The sequence below is a fragment of the Paenibacillus puldeungensis genome (assembly GCF_042678945.1).
GTDB classification, from domain to species: domain Bacteria; phylum Bacillota; class Bacilli; order Paenibacillales; family Paenibacillaceae; genus Fontibacillus; species Fontibacillus puldeungensis.
Genome location: NZ_JBHTLM010000006.1, coordinates 40,034 through 60,350, shown reverse-complemented (window position 1 = coordinate 60,350; position 20,317 = coordinate 40,034). Strand labels below are relative to the sequence as shown.

The window sequence follows — 20,317 nt, the reverse complement described above, 5'->3', positions numbered from 1 at the left end:
CAAAAGAAGAAAGGAAAATAGAACAATGGAATTTTTTTGGAGAGAAGGAAATCATTTGGTTTGGCGGGGTAACGGGGAAACGCTCTGCCTTGAGCCTTGGGGACATGACAGTTTGCGCGTTCGCAGTGCCATGATGGGAGAGGTTCTCGATACGGACTATGCCCTGTTGGCGCAGGAGCCTCAGGATACGGAGATCGTGATCGAGGACAACGAAGCTTTCATTCGCAATGGAAAAATCAAAGCGGTTTTGAAGCTTAACAGTTGGACGAAAAATTGCCGGATCAGCTTTTTTAATCAAGAAGGGCGTTTGCTCTTGCAGGAACTGGACGGTTACGGCTGCCTCAACCTGTCCGCACGCAAGTTTAAACCCATTATCGGCGGAGATTTTCGCTTGACCGCCAGTTTTGAGTCCAACGATGAAGAGAAACTGTACGGCATGGGGCAGTATCAGCAGGAGATTCTTAACATCAAGCATTGCAACCTTGAACTTGCGCACCGTAATTCGCAGGCCAGCGTGCCGTTTGTGTTGTCGAGCCAAGGTTACGGGTTTTTATGGCACAATCCTGCCGTGGGCCGGGCCAGCTTCTGCAAAAATGTGAGCGAGTGGTTCGCCGAAAGCACCAAGCAGCTCGACTACTGGATCACGGCGGGCGACACTCCGGCCGCGATCGTAAGCAATTACGCCAGTGTTACCGGTTATGTTCCAATGATGCCGGAATACGGGCTTGGCTTCTGGCAGTGTAAATTGCGCTATTGGAATCAGGAGCAACTGCTGGAGGTAGCTCGTGAGTACAAACGGCGCAACCTGCCGATCGACGTGATCGTGTGCGACTTTTTCCATTGGCCGAAGATGGGCGACTTCCGTTTTGAGGAGGAATTTTTCCCCGATCCGAAAGCGATGGTGGAGGAACTTAAAAGCCTGGGAATCGAGCTCATGGTGTCCGTTTGGCCGCAAATCGACTTGCAAAGCGAAAATTTTGAAGAAATGCGGCAAAAAAACATGCTGGTCAAACCCGAAATGGGCGTTAATATATGCATGCGTTTCGGGGGAGAAAGCGTGTTTTACGACGCGACAAATCCGAAAGCGCGCAAATACGTTTGGGAGAAGTGCAAAAAGAACTATTACGATCATGGTATTCAAGTTTTCTGGTTGGACGAAGCGGAGCCGGAATACGGTGTATACGATTTTGACAATTATCGCTACAAGATGGGGCCGAATGTGCAGATCGGCAATGTTTACCCGCAGCTCTTTTCCCGTACGTTTTATGACGGCATGACGGCGGAGGGACAACAAAATGTCGTGAATCTCGTTCGTTGCGCCTGGGCGGGCAGCCAGCGCTACGGCGCACTGGTGTGGTCGGGAGACATCCACTGCTCCTGGGAGGACTTCAGACGGCAAATTTGCGCTGGACTGAATATGGGTATTGCCGGTATCCCATGGTGGACCACGGATATTGGGGGATTCAGCGGCGGCAATCCCGAAAGCGAAAGCTTCCGCGAGTTGCTGGTTCGGTGGTTTCAATACGGCGCATTTTGCCCTGTTATGCGTCTCCATGGCGACCGCCAGCCTACACAGAAGGTATACCGCAAGGATGGTACCGAAGCCTTGTTCTCCGGCAGCGACAACGAGGTTTGGAGCTTCGGCGAAGAAGTATATCCCATACTGGTGAAATATATGAACCTACGCGAAGCGATGCGGCCGTATACCCGCAGATTGATGCAGGAAGCGCATGAACAGGGATCGCCGGTTATGCGGCCGATGTTCTATGAGTTTCCGCAAGAGGATATCTGCTGGGAATTGAAGGATCAGTACATGTTCGGGCCGGACATTCTGGTAGCGCCTGTTCTGCAGGAGGGTTCCACCGAGCGCGAGGTGTATCTGCCTGCAGGGGCCGAATGGACCGAGCTGCATAGTGGACGCGTCTACAAAGGTGGCCAGACGATCACAGCCGCCGCTCCGCTCGAGGTGATCCCGGTATTTCTGAAAAATGAGGCTTGCCCGGAATTGGTTGGCGCGATTTAGTTTGATCGTTGCCTCCTTTTGGCCGATGGATGGTAAGCGCGTCCAATAAAATAAAATGGTATCGGTGGATTGGAGGAGTTCTCAAAATAAGCAGCAAGCCGGCACACTCTGTCGGCTTTTTTACTTTTCATTTTCCGGGGAAAGTAGAAGTTCAAACAGGAAGATTATTCAACTAATCTACCGCTATCCGATCCTTGTCAAAAATAAAGAGAAGGACATGCTCGGCACCGGGCATCATTCAATATTGTATGAGCCGGAAACGGATAAGTACCGGATCGCATATCACCGGTTTGTGACGCCGCTTGGCCAATTTGCAGAAGGCAAAGGTTATCGGATAAGATACAGTAATTCTAATATATAGAAACGCTTTTTAAATTCATCATTTACCGGGAGTCGTTCCCTTGTTGTATGGGAGTCGCACGATTCGGCACGATTTTAGCCATAACCAGAAATGAATATGAAAACATACTTGCAAAGTGGGGAGACTGATTGTTCATGTTGTATTTAGAAAACAACACTTCTTTTTTGTTGCCTTATTTTTTGACGTCAGATGTTGTACTGCCTGCGGAAATCGGGGGAGAAGCCGTTGTCTGGCGTTCTTCTTTGTTTGAATTACTGGATAAACATGGACAGCTGGTATCTCAACGTGAAGAAATAAGCCCTGAGTTTCGGTTGACCGCAAACACTAACCGGCAGGAGTACAGCTTCACGGTTCGTCTGCTGGGTGAAGAGCGTCGGTGGCTGGCCGGTTATACTCGCGAGCCCAACGAAAACTCTAATGTTTACAGCAGATTTGTGGCAGACAGCCTTCATCTGGCTTTAAGCCGGGAAAGAGAAGAAGGTGGCTTCGAAGCGCTGAACAGCAATTACGGCGTGCTGTTTGCCAAAGCCGACTACAGTCGATCGGAAGCGGGCGAAACCAAGCTGCTGCAAATGCCAAGATTTTTCCGGCTTGCTGGCCAAGGTTTTGGAATTTTGGCCATCCCGCTTGATTATGAGGAGCATGTGGACGGACCAGGCGAGCTGCTATATTTTGAAACGCAGGACTTTGTCCATTATGAAGAAAAGAATAGAATCAAAATAACCCAAACCGCATGGTTGGATTATTCCTGCGAGCTGGATGCGGCCACCCGGCTTTACCGGATCGGCTGGAAGGAAGAGAGCGGCGAAACCCGGTTTGTGACCACAAAGGATTTCAAAGACTTCAGTCTTCCACAGCCAGGGGTCATCTTTCCGGCAAGGTTCGCGCAATTGCCGATTGAAGGCGCAAGGGCTGGTCAATTGATTGCCTTGACCGCTTCGGAGGCGGCCTATCTTGAGCACAAGCTGGGGCGTGTGCGCCATGTTTCTGTAGACGACCCGATAATAACGTTAAATGCGGGAGCACCTTCCCTGAATTTGAACAACGCGCGAGTCACGGCCCGCTATACGGATGGCAGCGTTGCCCTCAAACGAATTGAAGTCGACCGGAACGAGGCTGCAACCATCGATTTGTCGCAGCCGGGAAGACATGAGCTTGAAGCGAAGATCGTCCGGCACCGTTTTCCTTATCCGATGATGAATACCAGACCCGATCCATACGTTCTCCTGTATAAAGGACGGTATTACTTTATTTCTACGGATGACGACTGGCAACGCAAGATCTTTATCCGTTCTTCTGAAACGCTTGAGGGGCTTGAGGACGGCAAGACGGAAGAAGTTCTTCTCTGGAACGGCAATGTCCCGGAGGGAGAGCGGCGTGGGGAGCACTGGGCGCCCGAATTGCACGTTATCTGCGGCAAATTGTACTGTTTTCTGGCGATCAGCGTCAACAATGCATGGGACGGGGTGCAGGCTCATGTGGCTTTACTTGAGGGTGAGGATCCCATGAATCCGGCGCATTGGGGGACTCCACAGCGGGTGCTGAACCGTCATGGTGAAGTGCTGACGGATACGCACCACAGAGAGCGGGACATCTCACTGGATATGACCTATTTTGAGCTTGGCGGCAAATCCTATGTCTGCTGGTCGCAGCCGAAATGGATCGGAGAAGAGCAGGAGCTGGCCGCCCTTTACATGGCAACGGTGAACCCGGAGCAGCCTTGGCGTCTTACAAGCGACCCGGTGCGGATCTGCAGAAATGAATATGGCTGGGACCGCAACGGCGGCATAGCTTCCGGGGTCTCGGAGGGACCGTATGTGCTAAAACAGGGAAGCAGGATGTTTATGATATTTTCGGGGTCAGGCGTTGGTCCAACCTATGCCGTTGGCATGATGGAAATGTCTGCGGCCGAGGATCCCTTGGATATTCATGCTTGGAGGAAATACAATTACCCTCTGATGCATTCCTTGAGTCAGCCAGGACAGTATGGGCCAGGACATAATATGTTTGCACAGGATGAGTTTGGCGATTGGTTTAATGTATACCATGCCTGCGGAGTGAACGGCGGACATCGTCATGCCAGCATTCGTCCGGTGCATTTTCGGTTTGACGGCTCGCCCATTCTCGATATGAAAGACGAAGAGGAATTGCTGCCGGAATATGAACGCATAACGTTGACGGTCGTAGTGAATTAACAATCCGATTTGGCTTCTGATTTTGACAGAAGCCTGCTTTTTTATTTGAGCGAACTTGATGGAGCTTCTGCATGGTTGTAAAAGTTTATGATATAGTAAAAATTAACATTTTAGGGAGGAAGAAAGCGACTGAATTTTTGACGGTAAAAAACTGCTTAGCAGATGATCGTTTTACGGGGGGACATGAGACTGATATGCTTTCAGAGAAATTAATAACTTATTTTAAAAGTAGAAATTGGTGGTTCGACGATAGTACAGAGGACTATAAAAATGCGTTAATGGAAATAGGAGTTGACCTTGAATCTGATTTTGCGCAGTTTTATTTGCATGTGGAGGATGGGCCAACCTTTCTAGCAAGGCGTCGAGAGATTTATCAGGTTTGCTGGTTTATGATCAATTCTGATTATAAATTAAATATACAAAGTGCTCATGAAGCTTTAAAGCTACCTGCAGAGTATATTCCTTTAGATTCTTTTGAAGGTGAGTATGGATATTTCTACAACCAAAAAACGGATGAAGTTTTACGCCTTGGTCTAGGCCGGGAATGGCATGATTTTATGAAAGGGACCTTGAAACCTCAGTGGGAAAATTTCAATTCATTTCTGGAGTGGTTTTTTGAGCTGGTTGATTAGGCAGGAAGTTAAAACAAGATCAAATCGACTACACGAGGGATTCCCCTTATGTCAGCCGTTTTTTTGATCTCAGTGCATGCTCTTTGTTTTAATCATCGTTTAATAAAAAATGGGCATAAAAAAATATAAAACAACATAAAAAATGAAAATTTGTTGACAAAACAACGTCCTGGAATTAGGATGAAGTTGTGGTGGCAAGACTGGCACGGGTGGGTACTCAACTTTTCTGGCGGTACCGCCGTCATGAAAGACTTGGAAGGCTACCTTGGCGTAGACAAGAAGTGGGCCCAAGGCTGGGGGCAGGGGCTAGTGCTTGCTTTGCTGACGGCTGTTGAAAATGATAGCGTCACAGTGATTTAATAAATATTTTTGGATTTGGAAAAAATGATAGAACAGGTCTGGGTCTTGTCTACTCGAATTGGGTGCAAGGCCCTTTTTATTTAGGCTATATTAACGAATAATGTTTTCAATTGTTTTTTTCTATTTTCCACCATATTAATTCATCATTTTCCTTAAACTTGATAGCACCTACATTCTGTAAGACTTTATGTGATGGTATGTTTGTCTTTTCTGTATCTGCAATCACACAAAGTGCCTTGGGGTTTTCAAAAATCCATTCAGTTAATCCTTTTAATGCTTCTGTGGCATATCCATTTCTTCTATATTTTTCTTCAATGCTATATCCAACAATTACCTCACCAATTTCATTAGGATAACCTTTAAGCATTATAAAACCAATTAGTTGGTTTTCTCTTTTATTGATTATAGCCCAATTAGTTAACCACAAAAAATTTTCAACGTTCTCAAGTACTTTTCTTAACCTTACTTTCATGGCATATTTCATTTCTTCATCAAGAACTGTATTAGTAATTCTTAATCCCAAATCACTTTGCATTTTTTCATAATCCTCTAATGCTAAAGTTAAATTGTGTACCTGTAATGGTAATAGGTTTAATCTTTCAGTTTCTAATTTTATCATGCTGCTCTCCTTAATAATTTTATTATTAAAGACTTCCGACCATTTAAGCCAATACATAAATCAATACATATATTTAGCAGGAAATTTAGTTGCTACACCATTAAATTATCCAACCATTTCTTTAGTTTGCTATGAAATGAGTTAATTGTATGTGATATATACCTTCCTTATGCTTACCAGTAACTCGTTATATACTCGATAACCTATTTTACTAAAAAACCAATTTTAACATTATTATTGAACAGTGCCCTAATTATAGAGTCTGCTTTTAACCAGCTTAGGATTTAGCCGCCGAGCGTTTGACAAAGCACCTATCAGTAGATACATTTGTATTCGAAAGGGTATTGTCTGCAAATGGCAAACTGTAAAAGGAGGATAACGATGACCATTATAGATGCGATTAAAGAAAGAAGAAACATTAAAAAATTTAAACCCGACATGATTTCTGAAAAGGATTTGCTAGTTTGGCTCGAAGCGGCAAGCTATGCGCCGAATCACCGCATGACCGAACCGTGGGAGATTCTCATGATTGGACCTGAAACTAGAGCAAAGCTGAATCACAAGACCGATTTTGGCGGCGCGCCTGTGGTATTGGCGGTATTGTCCAAGTCCGCTTCCACACCGCTTGAACGCGACGAGAACGTGATGGCGGTCTCCTGCTTTGTTCAAAATTTCATGCTGGCTGCACACGAAGCGGGCGTTGGTGTATTTTGGTCATCCATCGGCGCATCACCACAAAACCGAAAAGTTCTCGGTGTGGCTGACGGTGACGATGTCGTTGGCGTCCTAGGCATTGGATACCCGGAAGAGGTTCCTGAAGTAAAACCAAGAACGCCGATTTCCACAAAAATCTCGCATTTGTCTTAGGCCTTTATCATACAATCTATAACTCCAAAAGCATTGGAGACTTCCGCTTAGGCGGGGTCTCTTTTTTATTGGCTGCAAGGTGAATTTGTTGTGAGTTGTAACTCTAGTAACTGCGGTAAAAATCTTTTTCTAGAAGAGGTGATCCCTGTTGGAAGCCAACCGTACTTATCCGTATATTAAGATTTTGCTTAATGAGCCTTATTTGTCTCTACAAACACCGTATGTTCCGGAATGGGTCGAGCTGATTCGAAAAATACCAGGTAGAAAATGGGACTCCCTAAACAAGGTATGGCTTGTCCCGGCGGAAATGCAAACCGTTTTGATGATGTGCCGGATTTTGGAGGCGGTCCCCATAAAAATTAGCAATCCCGAGCTTTATGAAAGTTATCCTGCTATGGTCCGATTGTGCACTCCAAACGATTTCGATGCCCTGAAAAAGCTTGATGAGCATCTTCACCGAAAAGGCTACAGCAGGCAGACTCATAAAGCTTATTTGGGCCATGCCGAGCGCTTTATCCGGCAGTCCATCTTAACGGTGGAGGAAGTGAGCCTTCGTGAGTTAGATACCTATTTTCTTGGGATGATGAAGGAAAAGCATTCTCATGCTTACGTTAACCAAGCCATTAGCGCGCTTCGCTTTTGGTTCAAGGAGGTACTGAAACGAAGCGATTTTCCGAAGCAATGGGTCAGGCCCAAAAGGAATAAAACCCTCCCCTCCGTGTTCTCCGAGGAAGAGGTGCTCGCATTGTTAGAATCGACCTCGAACCTCAAACATCGGTTATTATTAACTTTGGCATACTCCTCTGGTCTCCGTGTTAGCGAAGTTGTGCGTTTGCGAAAAGGGGATCTTGATGTGTCCCGGAAAATGATCCATATTCGTCAAGCCAAAGGTAACAAGGATCGATATAGCCTCATGGCCGAATCTGTGATTGATTTGATGCAACAGTATTTGGGGAGCCACGTAGCTGTGGACTATTTGTTTCCGGGCGGTGGAGGAGACCCGAGAACTCATCTAACAGAGCGCTCGGCTCAGTATATATTCGAAAGAGCCAAACGTAAGGCGGGGATTGAAAAGAAAGCTTCTATTCACGCCCTGCGCCATTCTTTTGCCACACACCTTTTGGAAAATGGCACTGATCTCAGACACATCCAAGAACTCCTCGGCCACGCGAGCCTCAAAACCACCGAAATCTACACCCACGTGGGCCTCAAAGACCTCAAACGCATCCAAAGCCCACTGGACCGGCTGCTGAAGAAATGAAGGGAAGGAAAGTAAGGTAACCGAATGAATTAATGTAAATTTAAAGAATTTCCACAGAAGGATTAATGATCTTTTGCGTCTAATATACAATTATGGAATATTATACGAATTCACAAATTCACCATAACAGGAGGGATGGGTGAATTTGGGGAAAAGACGTTAGCAGAAATTAATGCAAAGGGATGGTTAAACCATGAATAACATTTTCAGCGGATACACTAATGGTCTTGTATTTACCGGTGATATAAAACAAGATGTACACGACTTTTTTAATTTGAATAAAGACATCAGGACATTAAATCATACATTAGATGTAGCTGCTGAAGCTGTTCGAATAGCCAATTTATTTAGCATGGATCCACAGAAAGTTGAATGTGCAGCTCTTTTACATGACATAAGCAATGTAATTCCAATTTCGACGATGCTTGAAGTAGCAGAACGGTTATCAATTGAAATACTTGAAGATGAGTATAAGTACGATAGAAGCGTGCATCAGAAATTATCAAAATATATGGCTTATGATGTGTTTGAAATAGATGATGAAGAGATATTAAATGCAATTGAAAGTCATACAACACATAAACCAAATTCAAATATGATCGATAAGATTTTATTTGTTTCTGATAAGATCTCATGGAGTTTGCCAGGTGAACATCCTTTTTTAAATGAGATGAGAATAGAGGTAAATAATCTAGAAATAGATAAAGCAATTTTAATATACCTTGACCATATTTGGGATCAACGGAATATATTGAAGCTTGTACATCCTTGGTTAATAAAGGCGCGAGAAGAGCTTTTGGAAGAATACTCAGGAAGGCATTAACTTCTGCTAACACCGTATTCACGCGGCGGGCCTTATGGCCCTTGGTCTGTAAGAGGCTTTTCGAAGAAGCGGAATCAGCAGACAACCCTGCACTGGCTAAGTCCGTCGGACCCGGGGCTGGCGTCCCTTAAGCCAGTGAGGTTCGTGAATACCAGAACGTTATAAGAAATCAGCCTAAAATGACATAAAGGAGACGAAACATGTTGATTCGTGAAGCGGAAAGAAAAGATAGGGATCAATTATACGAATTATATAGAATGTTAGTACCAAATAGTCGGAAAATGAACGTTGAGGAAGAACAAATAGAGAAAGTTAAAACTGACCCTATGAATTTTTTGCTTGTGTACGATGAAGAGGGAAAAATATTTGGGACATTAACACTAAACATTTGTTTACAAGCTTTGCATGGTTCTAGACCTTATGCAATAGTAGAAAACATAATTGTCCATGAAAATCATCGGAGCAAGAATATTGGACAAAAGCTTTTACAATATGTTGAGGAGTATTGTAAATCTATTAACTGCCATAGGATTATGCTCTTAAGTAAATCAACACGTATAAGTGCTCACCAGTTCTTTGAGCGGGAAGGGTATGACGGATCAATAAGTAAGGGATTCAAAAAATATCTATAAAGAATATAGTTCGATAGATAAATCGAGGAAGAGGCTGACTTCATATAACACCAAATTCGCGCTGCGGATCGCTAGCGATCCTTGGTCCGCCCGAGAGATTTCGAGGAAGTGGATTCAGGCGGACACATCCCATCGGCTAAGTGGCGTTTCCGCCACCCGGTCCTGCGGACCTTAAGCCGCTGTGACGTCGTGAATACCAGAACGTTATACGACAGGGTCTGAACAAAAAGAAAAAGCCCGCAGGCTCTTAAAGTTTTGTGATATGTAATTCGTTGAAGAGATGTAAGGCATCTTTAAACCCTTGCAGATATATTTTATTTTCTAGAATTGCTTGTAGTGAGAATTGAGCGTCTTCATAGAGGAATAAAGTATGTTGGAGGTTGTCGGGAAGGGATTCTCGTATTGTTTTGAAATACTGTACAGACTCATTTGATACTTGCTTGAAATCAGAGTTATTGGTTGTAAGCTCACTGTATAATAACTCTAATCGGTTACGAATGAGTGGATCAATCAAGACCTCTAAAGAATTGATCAAGAATCGCACCTCCTGGGGGTTTATATTTACGAAATAAAGTTTAACTACTCAAATATTATTTTATCAGGATGAATTATATAGTCAAGTGAACATAAACATAATTTTGCCTATACAAAGATTATTCAATATAATTAAAGAAAAATTCAACTACCTTGTGAGGGGCTTAGCAATGATAAGTTATAAACCATTTCAAAAATTACTCATAGATAGAGATATAAAGAAACAGGAGTTATTAAAAATCACTGGAATGTCATCGGCAACAATGGCAAAATTGAACACGAATGAATATGTCTCTCTAGAAATAATTGATAAAATCTGCTCAGCATTAAAATGTCAACCTGGTGATTTGTTGGAGCATATACCCGAACATAAATAAGGAATAAAAAGACATGAAAATATCGATAGGGTTAATTCAAGAAGGCCCCCGTCGTATAACACTGCATCTACGCTGCGGGGCAATCGCCCCTTGATTGTCAGGTGTGAAAGCATAGAAGAATAATCAGACAACACACGACCCGGCCTAAGATAAGAGCTATCTAAGGCCGGGTCGCGTCGTAGATGCAACAACGTTATGCGCCATTACCGGTAAATATTAAAGATAATATTATATTTAAGGAGATAATTTATGAAAGGTAAGATACTCTTATTATTTTTTATTACGATAGTGTTTTCATCTTGTCAAAATATTAGTCAATCGACTACCTTGAACAGCGAAACTAAATCAATAATGAATTCTGAAATGCCTCCTGATGTAGTGAGTACGGGTAATGGAACAGAAGCGAAAGAAATAACTGAAGGTCGATCAGATTCTTCTAACAATGAAGTGTTATCCATGAGCATTGGGAACTATGATTTGACTGGAGAATTTTATGATGAAATGCTTCGAAATCCTATAGATCATGATTATGAAGTGGAATTTAATGAATTTCAAAATTCCAAAGAGTTTTCAACATTTGGATGGAGGGCGTTGGAAAGCAAATATACAGAGATTTGGGATAAAGAGTTGAATCAAATATATAAAAAGCTTCTTTCTAAGTTGGATAGTGAACCAAGAGAAGCACTAATTGAATCGCAGAAAGAATGGTTACAGTATCACTTAAGGGAAACAAAATTTGTAGAGAAGACATTTATTAATAATGGTTACCTTGGATCACAAGGATTGGTAAGCCTAGACACGGTTATAATGGAGAGAATTAGGGAAAGAACAATGCAATTATTTGAATATCGATATTTGCTAGATGGTGAAGTTGAGTTTTTATACCAAAGCAAAAAATAGAGTTGGAATCTTGATCAAAGGTTTTTAGGTGATGCTTCGAAGACAGTAACGGCGCATAACTGTATTCACGCTGCGGGAGCTTAAGCTCCCTTGGTCCGGGCCGAGGAACTTCGGAGAAGCAGAGTCAAGCTGGACAACCCTGCGAGCCTAAGTCTGACGACCCGTTCCCTGCAGTCACTTAAGGCTCTCGGGTTCGTGAATACAAAAACGTTATGTGAAAGATACGCAAATCTTATATGTGAGGGTGATTCGTTTGAAGCAAGGAATCGTTGTGTTGTTGAACGGTACTTCAAGTTCAGGAAAGACTAGTATTTCTATTGAGCTGATAAATCAGAAAGAGATTCTTTTTCATCATTTATCAATAGATGATTTTTTTGTGAATTTCAATGAATTTATTGATAAAAAATTTCCGGATTTTAAACCTACAAGAGAAGTAGATGATCAAGTTGTCGCTCAAATAATTTTTGATCCCATAATCTCAATGTACTATTCGACAATTAAATTGTTTTCAGAAATGGGTTTGAATGTAATCGCAGATACGGTAATCGATAATGATAAGAGGTTTAATGAGTGTCTTGATGTATTTTTTGATCAGCCTACATTATTTATAGGTGTAATATGCTCAAGAGAAGAGCTCATGAGAAGAGAGCAAATAAGAGGAGATCGACAGATTGGACTAGCAAATTCCCAGTTTGATAAAGTATATTGCTTTAATGAATATGACCTTGAAGTAAATACTGAAGAGTTGAATCCAATAGAATGCGCCGAAAAGATATTAAGTTATATTAAGTCCGATAAGGATTACTCTGTATTTAAGAAATTAAGTAAAAGAAGTGTTAGTAGTTCATAGAAGGCGTATCCATCAGATAACATCGCATTCACGCATCGCAGCCGGTCGGTTGCTCGGTCCGCAGAAGTGTTTCGCAGAGTAGCAGATTCAGCGGACACCCCTGCGAGGTTAAGCCTGTCGGACCCGAACGCGTCCGCCCTTAAGCCTCTCGGGTTGTAGATACACATACGTTATGTGAAACCAGCGCGAATTTTCTAAAGGGAGCGAATAAGATGCTAGCACTTAGATTCACACAAAAACTGATAAAAGATATGAAGGTGGCTCCGGTTGAATTAAGTGAGGTTGATTCGCTATTTAGTTGGCACGTTAATATATTACAACTGAGAAGAAAACATATAATTTTTGTAAATGATTCGAGTCGATTATGTTTAATTATCGGCGGGATTAGGAGTTCCCAAGTAGTCAAGCTTCAGAACATTTTTAAGGAAGAACTAAAAAAGTATCTGATGTTAGAAGGTTTAAAGAGAAAATTAATAGATCAATATTTCTTGGAAGCAGGGGGAATAAGCATAGGAAAAACTAACGATAAGAGTGTTCTGGGAACTATGAAGGAAATGTCTCTTTACTGTAGTGATGTGGAATTTGATCACACATATGATCTTAGTGCATGGCTAAATAAGTTAATTTATAAACCAATTGATTATAAAGAACCAATTCAAATGTTTAAGAATGAATTAGAAAGAAAATACCATTAAGGACATGGTTGCACATCTCAAGGAGGCACCGGCGTCACATTACACTGTATTCACGCTGCAGAACTATCGCAACTCGGTTGTCCAGATGAAAAGATTGCAAGATAATGTTAAATATATATTGTAAAAACTTGATTTCAAGCGCAATTTTTATATTACAATAATTAAGAAAATGGTAAAGTGTGGAATTTATATGGTGACGAAGAAAATTTATAAACTCTGACGTAAGGAGAGTAAGCACATATGGGCAAGAAGAAAAAAACCTTACCGAAAAATTTTGATGAACTAATTAATGCAGGCGATCTATCAGCATTAAAAGAGGTATTTACTCGATGTGAATTGGATGCCCGTGGCGGTTACAGCAAATCAACAGCCTTAAGCTTTTACCAAGTACCGAATGAGTTGATTCGCTGGCTCGTGGAACAGGGTGCTGATATAAATGCTAGAGACAATTACGGAGAAACACCTTTGCATAAACATGCAATGAGTTGGTGTGGTAATTCGGAGTTGCTGCTTGATTTGGGTGCAGATATAGAAGCCACTAATTATCAAAACGAGACACCTTTATTTGCCGCCGCAAGTTCATTTAAACCAAAAGCGGTTCACACGTTGGTGACTAGAGGCGCAAATATCAATGCAAAAAATAAGATGGGACAGACTCCTTTAGAAAAAGCTTTGGTCTGGTGCAAAAACGCGGATATTGTCAATATGGCGGAAGTTGCCGATCTTTTGCTTAACGCTGGAACAGCAGTAACACCGGAAATGAAAGATTCTATTAGACGAATCGGAAAAGACTTTGAATTTCACAGAGAAGGTTTTAATAAAGAATATTTGAATCAAACCGATGAGGCACTTTTACATCTATATGAGCTATTTGATGTTAATCCAGTAGAGAAGCGGAAGACGCACGACGGCGTCTCTTCAATAATAGTATCAACAAAGGGATGGCAGGCGCAACATAATGAACTCTGGAGTTTACTAGTTCCTTCAAAAGGACATGCGAAAACCGTACAGGGTGAGGTTATCCGTATTACTGGCAAAATGTCATACGAAATTTTAGATAATGGGGGTATCAACTGGGATCATCAATATCGTAAAATGCTCACTAGTTTGATTCATTACTTTAGCTTGGGTACACCATTAAATCCCGCTACACTTCAGGAGGTAGTAACATTAGCAAAAGAACTTCACAACGGAAATGGTAATGATGAACCTGCGAGACTGTGCGAACTGGCAGTGCATTGGGTACTTAGCAATCCGAATCCTATCACTCTGGAACAGCCTGACTATAAACGATAACTTATGTTCGACTTAAACTAACATTGCTTTTAATTCATAAAAAATACAGGTGATTATATGTCTGATTTTCTTTTGTATGATTATTTAATGATATATTCCGATGAGAAATCGCAGGTGCAATTGCAAGTAAATTTTCATGGATAATTGATGAACGCAGATAATAATTGAATTTTATGGGCTAAATCGAGGAAACGCTGACATCCTATAACACTGTATTCACGCATCAGGGCTTACGCCTTCGGTTGTCAGATGTATAATCATGGATGAAGCTCAGACAACAAACGACCCAGCCTAGGATAAGAGCTAACTAAGGCTGGGTCGTTTTGTGAATGCAATAACGTTATATGAAAGGAATGCAATAATATGTTAAAAAGACAAAATATAAGCAATAAGGTGTTCCATGAAGAAACCATTTGATTGCTTAACAGACCTAGTATTTGTTAATCAAGACCAACTTGAGCTATCCGATATTATTCTCGTTCCAGGAGGGAGCCATCCCCAATTGATAGAAAGAGCTGTTGAATTATACCAACTTGGGCTTGCTCCATATATTCTCCCTTCAGGTGGATACAATTCTAAGATTAATCAAACGGAATGGAAATTTTTGAATGAAATTGCTATAAAGATGGGGGTACCTCAAGAAGTTATTTTAAAAGAGGATCAGGCAAGGAATACATTTGATAATGCAAGGAATTCGTGGAAGCTTATCGAAGAACGAAATATTAAGGTAAGACAAGTGATAATGGTTTGCAAAGCACAGCATAGTAGAAGGGCTTTAATGACTTATCAAACCGTTTTCCCTTTAGATATTCGATTCTTGATGGAACCTATTTCAGATAAGAATAATATCACACGGGATAATTGGTTTCAAGACGAGATGAAGATTAAAGCAGTAATGGGTGAGGCAGAGAAGATATCAAAATACTTTGTGCATCACATTCCATATTGGATATAGAAAGATATATAAAAAGTATATTTTTAGCGCATTCGAAGAAGGAGGAATAATTTTGCTCGATTGGCAGGCAGTATTTATTGATCGAGACGGTACTATTGGAGGTACCGGCCACTTTATTCATCCAAGGGACTTCGTCTTATATCAGGGTGCTCAAGAATCAATTAAAAGTTTGAAGAAAGCAGGATTGAAGGTATTTGCATTTACTAACCAGACCAGAATTTCTAGGGGAGAGGCCACTGAAGAAGAGTTTATATCACAATTTAAAATATATGGTTTTGATGATTTTTTTATATGTCCACATGGAAAAAACGAAGGTTGTAATTGCCGCAAACCGAGCCCGGGAATGCTTTTTGCAGCAGCAGAAAAGTATGGATTGGATTTGTCTAGGTGCGTTGTGATTGGCGATGTGGGAGATACTGACATGCTAGCTGCACATTATGCTGGAGCAAAGAAAGTATTGGTTAGGACAGGAAGGGGTGAAGGGTCACTGAATATAAATAGAGATAAATGGAAAGAAATTGAACCTGACTTAATAGCGAGTGATATCAATGAAGCAGTGAAATGGATTCTAGAAAGAAACTCGTAGATGGTGGAAACATCACTAACACTGTATCTTCGCTGCGGGGCTGAAGCCCCTTGTATCAGATGGTAATCATGGAAGAAGCTCAGACAACAAACGCCTCTGCCTAAGATAAGAGCTATCTATGGCCGAGGCGTTTCGTGAATACAAGAACGTTATGTGAAACCCCGGAAAGACTCTATACCATGTTTACGGAGGTCCATTATTATGAATAAAATTTGGTCTAGTCAGATTCAAGGTCCTAAGACTTTAGATCTGTCTCGAGAATTAAGATTTAGAGATGATCGGAAGGAGTTTTTCGTAAAGTCCCTTGGGTTACTTACAGGTATGACTGTTGTGGATTTAGGTTGTGGGCCTGGGACGTTAACTCGTAAACTGGCAAAGTGGCTAGGGAATGAATCTAAAATAATAGGAATCGATAGAGATGATATTTTTATTGATTATGCGAAGAACAAAGCACTTGAACAAGGTTTTACTAATATTGAATATTTGAACGGAAATATCATGAATATACCTCTTGAATCAGACAGTGTTGATGCCTGTACATCACATACAGTCATTGAACATGTTCCAAATTATGATTTCTTACTTGAACAGAAGCGCATTTGTAAATCAGGTGGAATTGTTTCGGTGATGAGCGCACGTCCTGAAAAAGCAATTAAATCCTTGCCTTCATCAGCTCCTCAAATTTCAGAGCGGGAGAAAGAACTTTGGGAGCCTATAAATCAAGCATGGTTAAAGAAAGACCAGGAAAGAGGAGTAGGTTCTTATGCCATTGAACCTTCGCAATTCCCGCATTTATTTGAGCAACTTGGATTTGTAGATATAGAAATTGATTCAATAGCTTTACCAGTAGTAATTGATAATTCGAGTATTACTTTTGAAGAAAGACTATTGATGGTTGAATACGAACGCCAACAAGCGATTGATTGCTTGGTAGTTGGTCTAAATCAATTAGAACAAGAGTATGAGCATGCTATAGAGCTAGAATTGCTAATAAATAATCGTTTTGATAAACGCAAAGAAATGGTTATGAATAATCAGAAGATATGGGACTTCCAAATACATATTCTTTTAATTGCTAGAGGAAGGAAACCTTAATACATCTTTGTTAGCTATTCGAAAAAGCCGGGGCATCGCATAACACCGTATTACGCTGCAGGCGTGACGACCCTTGGTCAGCAAGAAGGTTTTCGGAGAAGCTAAATCAAACAGACAACCCTGCACTTGCTAATTCTGTCGAACCCGGGCTAGCGTCCATAAACCAGTCAGGGTTCGTGAATACAAGAATGTTATCCGAAATTCCTTGAAAAGCACTGAATACTTAAACAGGGGAGTAATTTATGTTAGCAATAAAAGCATTAAAATCATTTTGTGATTTGTACTATGGTTCGAACAATAAAGTGGACTGGATTTTGGTTGGATCCGTTGCTTCCCTTTTACAAGGTGCTGAGATGGATCCCAATGACATTGATATTTATACTAAGGACCAAGATGACGTTTTGAGATTGTCAACCATCCTAGCTAAACATAGTAAGGAGAACCCTTCAGATCTACCCATGCACGATCCGAAGTGGATGTCCTCAATAGCAGAACCATTTTTCACTCAATCTTTTCCGTCTGGTTTTACTTGGACCAAAGGTAAGTGGGAGATAGATTCTTTTCAATTGGAAGTTGTACAAATATCAAATTCTGCGGGGATACCTGACTCCATTTCTGGTGATGGGATTTGGGAGGGCGGTAAGTATATTTGGGAATATTTCAAAGAAGTTGAATTTGCAAATTACCGGATTCCAGTTGTTCCCTTAGAAATTCAACTAGAATCTAATTTGAGAAGAAACAGAGAAGACAGAGCCAAAAGTATAATCTCGGCTATGAAGAAACATGGGTTTGATAGGGAGCTATTAGAGAAATCCCTATCAATAAAACATAAGAAAATAATTAATGATTTGTTGTAGTAACTGTAGGGCTATCGCCCTTCGGTTATCATATGTATAATCATGGAAGAAGTTCCAGGCAACAAGCGACCCAGCCTAGGATAAGAGCTATCTAAGGCTGGGTCGTTTTGTGAATACAACAACGTTAGGTGAAACTTCCGTAAAATCAAATTGAGTCTGTGAGGTGCAACATTATGAAACAATATAGATTAGAGCAGGCAGAGATAAATTCATTTGCAGTTCAACAAGTTATCTATTCTAGCTCTGATATTGAAATGTGGTTTGACTGGAATTCTCGCTTGAATGATACGAAGTTTACAGATCAATGTTTTTGGATAATGTGTGACGATGATAGAATTGGAGGGATTGTAAAGCTTACGGATACTTAATGTTTCCATTTATAATTCCTCCATTTTCAGATCGACAACTAATGTGGAGGATATTATTAAACTGTTGCGAAGATATAAAAAATATTTACGGAGTCCTGCAAGATGATGTAAATATACTGTTGTCATTAGGGTTTAAAGTAAATGTAATTCGACAGGTAATGTGCTGTCCTACGGGTAAAAGTAAAAAATCCACAATTCCAAATGGATTGTCATTGTATCTGTTAGACGATTCTTTTGATATTACAAAAATAAAGAATGTAATGAAGGAAGGATACAGCGGAGGAATTGATTATGAGATCTTTGGTGTTCCCAATGATGAGAAGATAATAGAGGATCTATCGTATCTTTTGCAAGTGTATAAACATAGGAATCTTTCGATATATGTAGTAAATGAACAGGACCAAGAAATCGTTGGTCTTTGTATAGCTGGTATAAGCGAAAAAATGCCATTAGGATTCGCAGAAATCGGAGAATTATGTGTTGTTCCTCAATACAGGAACAAAGGCATTGCAGAGTTCATGCTAAATTATATTAAAGAATCTGCTAACACCTATACAGAGGTTGTGAAATTGTGTGTTACTGTTGGTAATTATGCAGAAATACTTTATAAGAAAGCAGGGTTTCAAGCAGGCCATAGATTTGCGAGAATGGTTAAAAGATCAATTTAGTTTTTTTAAGCGGTGCATTAATAATATTTAGTTTTTATGCTAAATAAGTATTTGATTCAATGCAGCTCGGTTATTTTTTTGCAATATTCAGGAGTGATATTTTTGGTGCTAATGATAACAACCATAATTAATTTTATATAAAAGATAAGGAAACACCCAAAGGAAAGACATTGAATAAAAGATTAAAGAAAAGCCAGAGTAGTATTTCAAAAGGAACGAATGCATCTATCATCGTATTCACGCTACAGGGCTATCGCCCCTTGGTTGACAGATGTATAATCATGGAAGATGCTCATTCAACAAACACCCCAGCCTAAGATAAGAGTTATCTAAGGCTGGGGTGTTTCGTGAATACCAGAACGTTAGCTGAAAGCAGCAAAAACTATAATGCTTACGGAGGTACTCATGGAAGAGCATTTATCAAAATACATAAAATATATTCAAGAAAAAAATCCAAAAATCGAAATCAATAATATTCATACCAATTTGACTGACGGTCTTCACAACGATGTTGTTGTTATCAATGATTGTGATGTGTTCCGTTTTGCGAAGCACGACTTTAGTAAAGCCCTTTTATTTAACGAATATAAGGTTCTTCAAATTGTTAAACAATTTGTTGACATGCCAGTGCCGAATTTAGAAATCCTTGATGAAGGAGTTTCTAAGTATTTCTTTATAAAGGGAAGACCGATTTTTAGAAGCAATATTTTGAATTTACACGAAGACCTTCAACTTCAGATTGCCGAACAATTGGGTCGATTTTTATCTCAGTTGCATTCCATTCCGTTGAGTACAATTAAAGAAAATAATATAAACGCATTTCCTGGTAATGGAACACGGGATTCGTATATGGACTTGTATTCAAGAATTGAAGCAAAACTATTCCCACATATGAAGAGTTACGTCATTGAGTGCATTCAAAACGTATTTAGACCAGTATTTAACAACCCTGATTTTCTCGAGTACATTCCAACGTTAATACATGGAGATTTAGCTCCATACCACATCATTGAGGAATCAAACAAAGTTATAGGTATAATTGATTTCGGTGTTTCTGGCTTCGGTGATCCAGCCCACGATGTCGGTGTTATTCTTGATACTTTAGGCGAGGGATTCATTAAGAAAATTAGTCAGTATTACAAAGGCATTGACTCATTTATTGACAGGTCAAGATTTTACGCAAATGTTTCGTCGATTAGATGGGCCCTAATTGGATTAGAAAGTAATGATGTTTCTTGGCATGTAAATCACTTTTTTACAGCCAAAGAGATCAATCCTTATGGTAAAAAATAATTGTTCCATAGTGCCGCTTCAGATAACAATGTAATCACGCTGCGGAGGCTGGTGGTGGTCCTCAAAAGTC

At 40.7% G+C, this 20,317-nt stretch carries 21 protein-coding genes and 1 pseudogene; 20 read left to right on the top strand and 2 right to left on the bottom strand.

Going from position 1 to position 20,317, the window contains the following annotated elements:
* Positions 1 to 25: 25 nt before the first annotated feature.
* The 4 genes and pseudogenes from ACFQ3W_RS10230 to ACFQ3W_RS10215 form a co-directional block, all read left to right on the top strand.
* Positions 26 to 2,023, top strand: a complete 1,998-nt coding sequence (locus ACFQ3W_RS10230; RefSeq protein WP_379319131.1) for a glycoside hydrolase family 31 protein — start codon at positions 26 to 28, stop codon at positions 2,021 to 2,023.
* 495 nt (positions 2,024 to 2,518) lie between these two features.
* Positions 2,519 to 4,579, top strand: coding sequence for a family 43 glycosylhydrolase (locus ACFQ3W_RS10225; RefSeq protein ID WP_379319130.1), 2,061 nt, complete (start codon positions 2,519 to 2,521; stop codon positions 4,577 to 4,579).
* 71 nt (positions 4,580 to 4,650) lie between these two features.
* Complete coding sequence (locus ACFQ3W_RS10220; protein WP_379319129.1) at positions 4,651 to 5,211, top strand: hypothetical protein; 561 nt, start codon at positions 4,651 to 4,653, stop codon at positions 5,209 to 5,211.
* A gap of 207 nt (positions 5,212 to 5,418) precedes the next feature.
* A pseudogene (locus ACFQ3W_RS10215) lies at positions 5,419 to 5,571 on the top strand (glycoside hydrolase 105 family protein); the annotation flags it as partial.
* 106 nt (positions 5,572 to 5,677) lie between these two features.
* On the opposite strand, the gene ACFQ3W_RS10210 reads toward ACFQ3W_RS10215, so the two are convergent.
* Positions 5,678 to 6,190, bottom strand: a complete 513-nt coding sequence (locus tag ACFQ3W_RS10210; protein WP_379319128.1) for a GNAT family N-acetyltransferase — start codon at positions 6,188 to 6,190, stop codon at positions 5,678 to 5,680.
* A 381-nt stretch (positions 6,191 to 6,571) separates the two neighbouring features.
* Here ACFQ3W_RS10210 and ACFQ3W_RS10205 point away from each other — a divergent pair, with 381 nt between their 5' ends.
* From ACFQ3W_RS10205 to ACFQ3W_RS10190, 4 genes are all read left to right on the top strand, one after another.
* Complete coding sequence (locus ACFQ3W_RS10205) at positions 6,572 to 7,057, top strand: nitroreductase family protein (protein WP_379319127.1); 486 nt, start codon at positions 6,572 to 6,574, stop codon at positions 7,055 to 7,057.
* Between the two features lie 148 nt (positions 7,058 to 7,205).
* Positions 7,206 to 8,318, top strand: a complete 1,113-nt coding sequence (locus ACFQ3W_RS10200; RefSeq protein WP_379319126.1) for a tyrosine-type recombinase/integrase — start codon at positions 7,206 to 7,208, stop codon at positions 8,316 to 8,318.
* A gap of 193 nt (positions 8,319 to 8,511) precedes the next feature.
* Positions 8,512 to 9,141, top strand: coding sequence for a bis(5'-nucleosyl)-tetraphosphatase (symmetrical) YqeK (gene yqeK, locus ACFQ3W_RS10195; protein ID WP_379319125.1), 630 nt, complete (start codon positions 8,512 to 8,514; stop codon positions 9,139 to 9,141).
* Positions 9,142 to 9,341: 200 nt separating this feature from the next.
* Complete coding sequence (locus ACFQ3W_RS10190) at positions 9,342 to 9,773, top strand: GNAT family N-acetyltransferase (RefSeq protein ID WP_379319124.1); 432 nt, start codon at positions 9,342 to 9,344, stop codon at positions 9,771 to 9,773.
* Between the two features lie 247 nt (positions 9,774 to 10,020).
* Here ACFQ3W_RS10190 and ACFQ3W_RS10185 read toward each other — a convergent pair whose 3' ends face one another.
* Positions 10,021 to 10,308, bottom strand: a complete 288-nt coding sequence (locus ACFQ3W_RS10185) for a hypothetical protein (RefSeq protein ID WP_379319123.1) — start codon at positions 10,306 to 10,308, stop codon at positions 10,021 to 10,023.
* A 169-nt stretch (positions 10,309 to 10,477) separates the two neighbouring features.
* On the opposite strand from ACFQ3W_RS10185, the gene ACFQ3W_RS10180 reads away from it, so the two are divergent.
* The 12 genes from ACFQ3W_RS10180 to ACFQ3W_RS10125 all read left to right on the top strand — a co-directional run bounded on the left by ACFQ3W_RS10180 (position 10,478) and on the right by ACFQ3W_RS10125 (position 20,247).
* Positions 10,478 to 10,684 (top strand): helix-turn-helix domain-containing protein, encoded by a 207-nt coding sequence (locus ACFQ3W_RS10180; protein ID WP_379319122.1) that lies wholly within the window; start codon positions 10,478 to 10,480, stop codon positions 10,682 to 10,684.
* A gap of 249 nt (positions 10,685 to 10,933) precedes the next feature.
* Entirely contained in the window at positions 10,934 to 11,584 is a 651-nt protein-coding gene (locus tag ACFQ3W_RS10175; RefSeq protein ID WP_379319121.1) for a lysozyme inhibitor LprI family protein, read from the top strand.
* Positions 11,585 to 11,837: 253 nt separating this feature from the next.
* A complete protein-coding gene (locus tag ACFQ3W_RS10170; RefSeq protein WP_379319120.1) occupies positions 11,838 to 12,434 on the top strand; it encodes a chloramphenicol phosphotransferase CPT family protein in 597 nt (198 codons plus the stop codon).
* A 212-nt stretch (positions 12,435 to 12,646) separates the two neighbouring features.
* Positions 12,647 to 13,129 (top strand): DUF6933 domain-containing protein, encoded by a 483-nt coding sequence (locus ACFQ3W_RS10165; RefSeq protein WP_379319119.1) that lies wholly within the window; start codon positions 12,647 to 12,649, stop codon positions 13,127 to 13,129.
* Between the two features lie 240 nt (positions 13,130 to 13,369).
* A complete protein-coding gene (locus ACFQ3W_RS10160; protein WP_379319118.1) occupies positions 13,370 to 14,425 on the top strand; it encodes an ankyrin repeat domain-containing protein in 1,056 nt (351 codons plus the stop codon).
* A 400-nt stretch (positions 14,426 to 14,825) separates the two neighbouring features.
* On the top strand, positions 14,826 to 15,380 hold the full coding sequence (locus ACFQ3W_RS10155; protein ID WP_379319117.1) for a YdcF family protein: 555 nt from the start codon (positions 14,826 to 14,828) through the stop codon (positions 15,378 to 15,380).
* Between the two features lie 52 nt (positions 15,381 to 15,432).
* Entirely contained in the window at positions 15,433 to 15,966 is a 534-nt protein-coding gene (locus tag ACFQ3W_RS10150; RefSeq protein WP_379319116.1) for an HAD-IIIA family hydrolase, read from the top strand.
* Positions 15,967 to 16,167: 201 nt separating this feature from the next.
* Entirely contained in the window at positions 16,168 to 17,061 is an 894-nt protein-coding gene (locus ACFQ3W_RS10145; protein ID WP_379319115.1) for a class I SAM-dependent methyltransferase, read from the top strand.
* 242 nt (positions 17,062 to 17,303) lie between these two features.
* The gene (locus ACFQ3W_RS10140) at positions 17,304 to 17,918 is read left to right on the top strand and encodes a hypothetical protein (RefSeq protein WP_379319114.1); all 615 of its coding nucleotides are present in this window, start codon (positions 17,304 to 17,306) and stop codon (positions 17,916 to 17,918) included.
* A 173-nt stretch (positions 17,919 to 18,091) separates the two neighbouring features.
* Positions 18,092 to 18,286: a hypothetical protein gene (locus tag ACFQ3W_RS10135; RefSeq protein WP_379319113.1), complete on the top strand. Its 195-nt coding sequence runs from the start codon at positions 18,092 to 18,094 to the stop codon at positions 18,284 to 18,286.
* Positions 18,286 to 18,954 (top strand): GNAT family N-acetyltransferase, encoded by a 669-nt coding sequence (locus ACFQ3W_RS10130; protein WP_379319112.1) that lies wholly within the window; start codon positions 18,286 to 18,288, stop codon positions 18,952 to 18,954. Before ACFQ3W_RS10135 ends, ACFQ3W_RS10130 begins: the two co-directional genes overlap by 1 nt.
* 405 nt (positions 18,955 to 19,359) lie before the next feature.
* A complete protein-coding gene (locus ACFQ3W_RS10125; protein ID WP_379319111.1) occupies positions 19,360 to 20,247 on the top strand; it encodes an aminoglycoside phosphotransferase family protein in 888 nt (295 codons plus the stop codon).
* The last annotated feature ends 70 nt before the right edge of the window (positions 20,248 to 20,317 follow it).

Excerpts from the sequence above, each read along its gene's own strand:
- ACFQ3W_RS10230 (WP_379319131.1), top strand. The coding sequence starts at position 26 with ATGGAATTTTTTTGGAGAGAAGGAAATCATTTGGTTTGGCGGGGTAAC.
- ACFQ3W_RS10140 (WP_379319114.1), top strand. The coding sequence starts at position 17,304 with ATGTTAGCAATAAAAGCATTAAAATCATTTTGTGATTTGTACTATGGT.
- ACFQ3W_RS10220 (WP_379319129.1), top strand. The coding sequence starts at position 4,651 with ATGGTTGTAAAAGTTTATGATATAGTAAAAATTAACATTTTAGGGAGG.
- ACFQ3W_RS10175 (WP_379319121.1), top strand. The coding sequence starts at position 10,934 with ATGAAAGGTAAGATACTCTTATTATTTTTTATTACGATAGTGTTTTCA.
- ACFQ3W_RS10160 (WP_379319118.1), top strand. The coding sequence starts at position 13,370 with ATGGGCAAGAAGAAAAAAACCTTACCGAAAAATTTTGATGAACTAATT.
- ACFQ3W_RS10190 (WP_379319124.1), top strand. The coding sequence starts at position 9,342 with ATGTTGATTCGTGAAGCGGAAAGAAAAGATAGGGATCAATTATACGAA.
- ACFQ3W_RS10145 (WP_379319115.1), top strand. The coding sequence starts at position 16,168 with ATGAATAAAATTTGGTCTAGTCAGATTCAAGGTCCTAAGACTTTAGAT.
- ACFQ3W_RS10135 (WP_379319113.1), top strand. The coding sequence starts at position 18,092 with ATGAAACAATATAGATTAGAGCAGGCAGAGATAAATTCATTTGCAGTT.
- ACFQ3W_RS10165 (WP_379319119.1), top strand. The coding sequence starts at position 12,647 with ATGCTAGCACTTAGATTCACACAAAAACTGATAAAAGATATGAAGGTG.
- ACFQ3W_RS10125 (WP_379319111.1), top strand. The coding sequence starts at position 19,360 with ATGGAAGAGCATTTATCAAAATACATAAAATATATTCAAGAAAAAAAT.
- ACFQ3W_RS10225 (WP_379319130.1), top strand. The coding sequence starts at position 2,519 with ATGTTGTATTTAGAAAACAACACTTCTTTTTTGTTGCCTTATTTTTTG.
- ACFQ3W_RS10155 (WP_379319117.1), top strand. The coding sequence starts at position 14,826 with ATGAAGAAACCATTTGATTGCTTAACAGACCTAGTATTTGTTAATCAA.
- yqeK (WP_379319125.1), top strand. The coding sequence starts at position 8,512 with ATGAATAACATTTTCAGCGGATACACTAATGGTCTTGTATTTACCGGT.
- ACFQ3W_RS10180 (WP_379319122.1), top strand. The coding sequence starts at position 10,478 with ATGATAAGTTATAAACCATTTCAAAAATTACTCATAGATAGAGATATA.
- ACFQ3W_RS10130 (WP_379319112.1), top strand. The coding sequence starts at position 18,286 with ATGTTTCCATTTATAATTCCTCCATTTTCAGATCGACAACTAATGTGG.
- ACFQ3W_RS10205 (WP_379319127.1), top strand. The coding sequence starts at position 6,572 with ATGACCATTATAGATGCGATTAAAGAAAGAAGAAACATTAAAAAATTT.
- ACFQ3W_RS10210 (WP_379319128.1), bottom strand. The coding sequence starts at position 6,190 with ATGATAAAATTAGAAACTGAAAGATTAAACCTATTACCATTACAGGTA.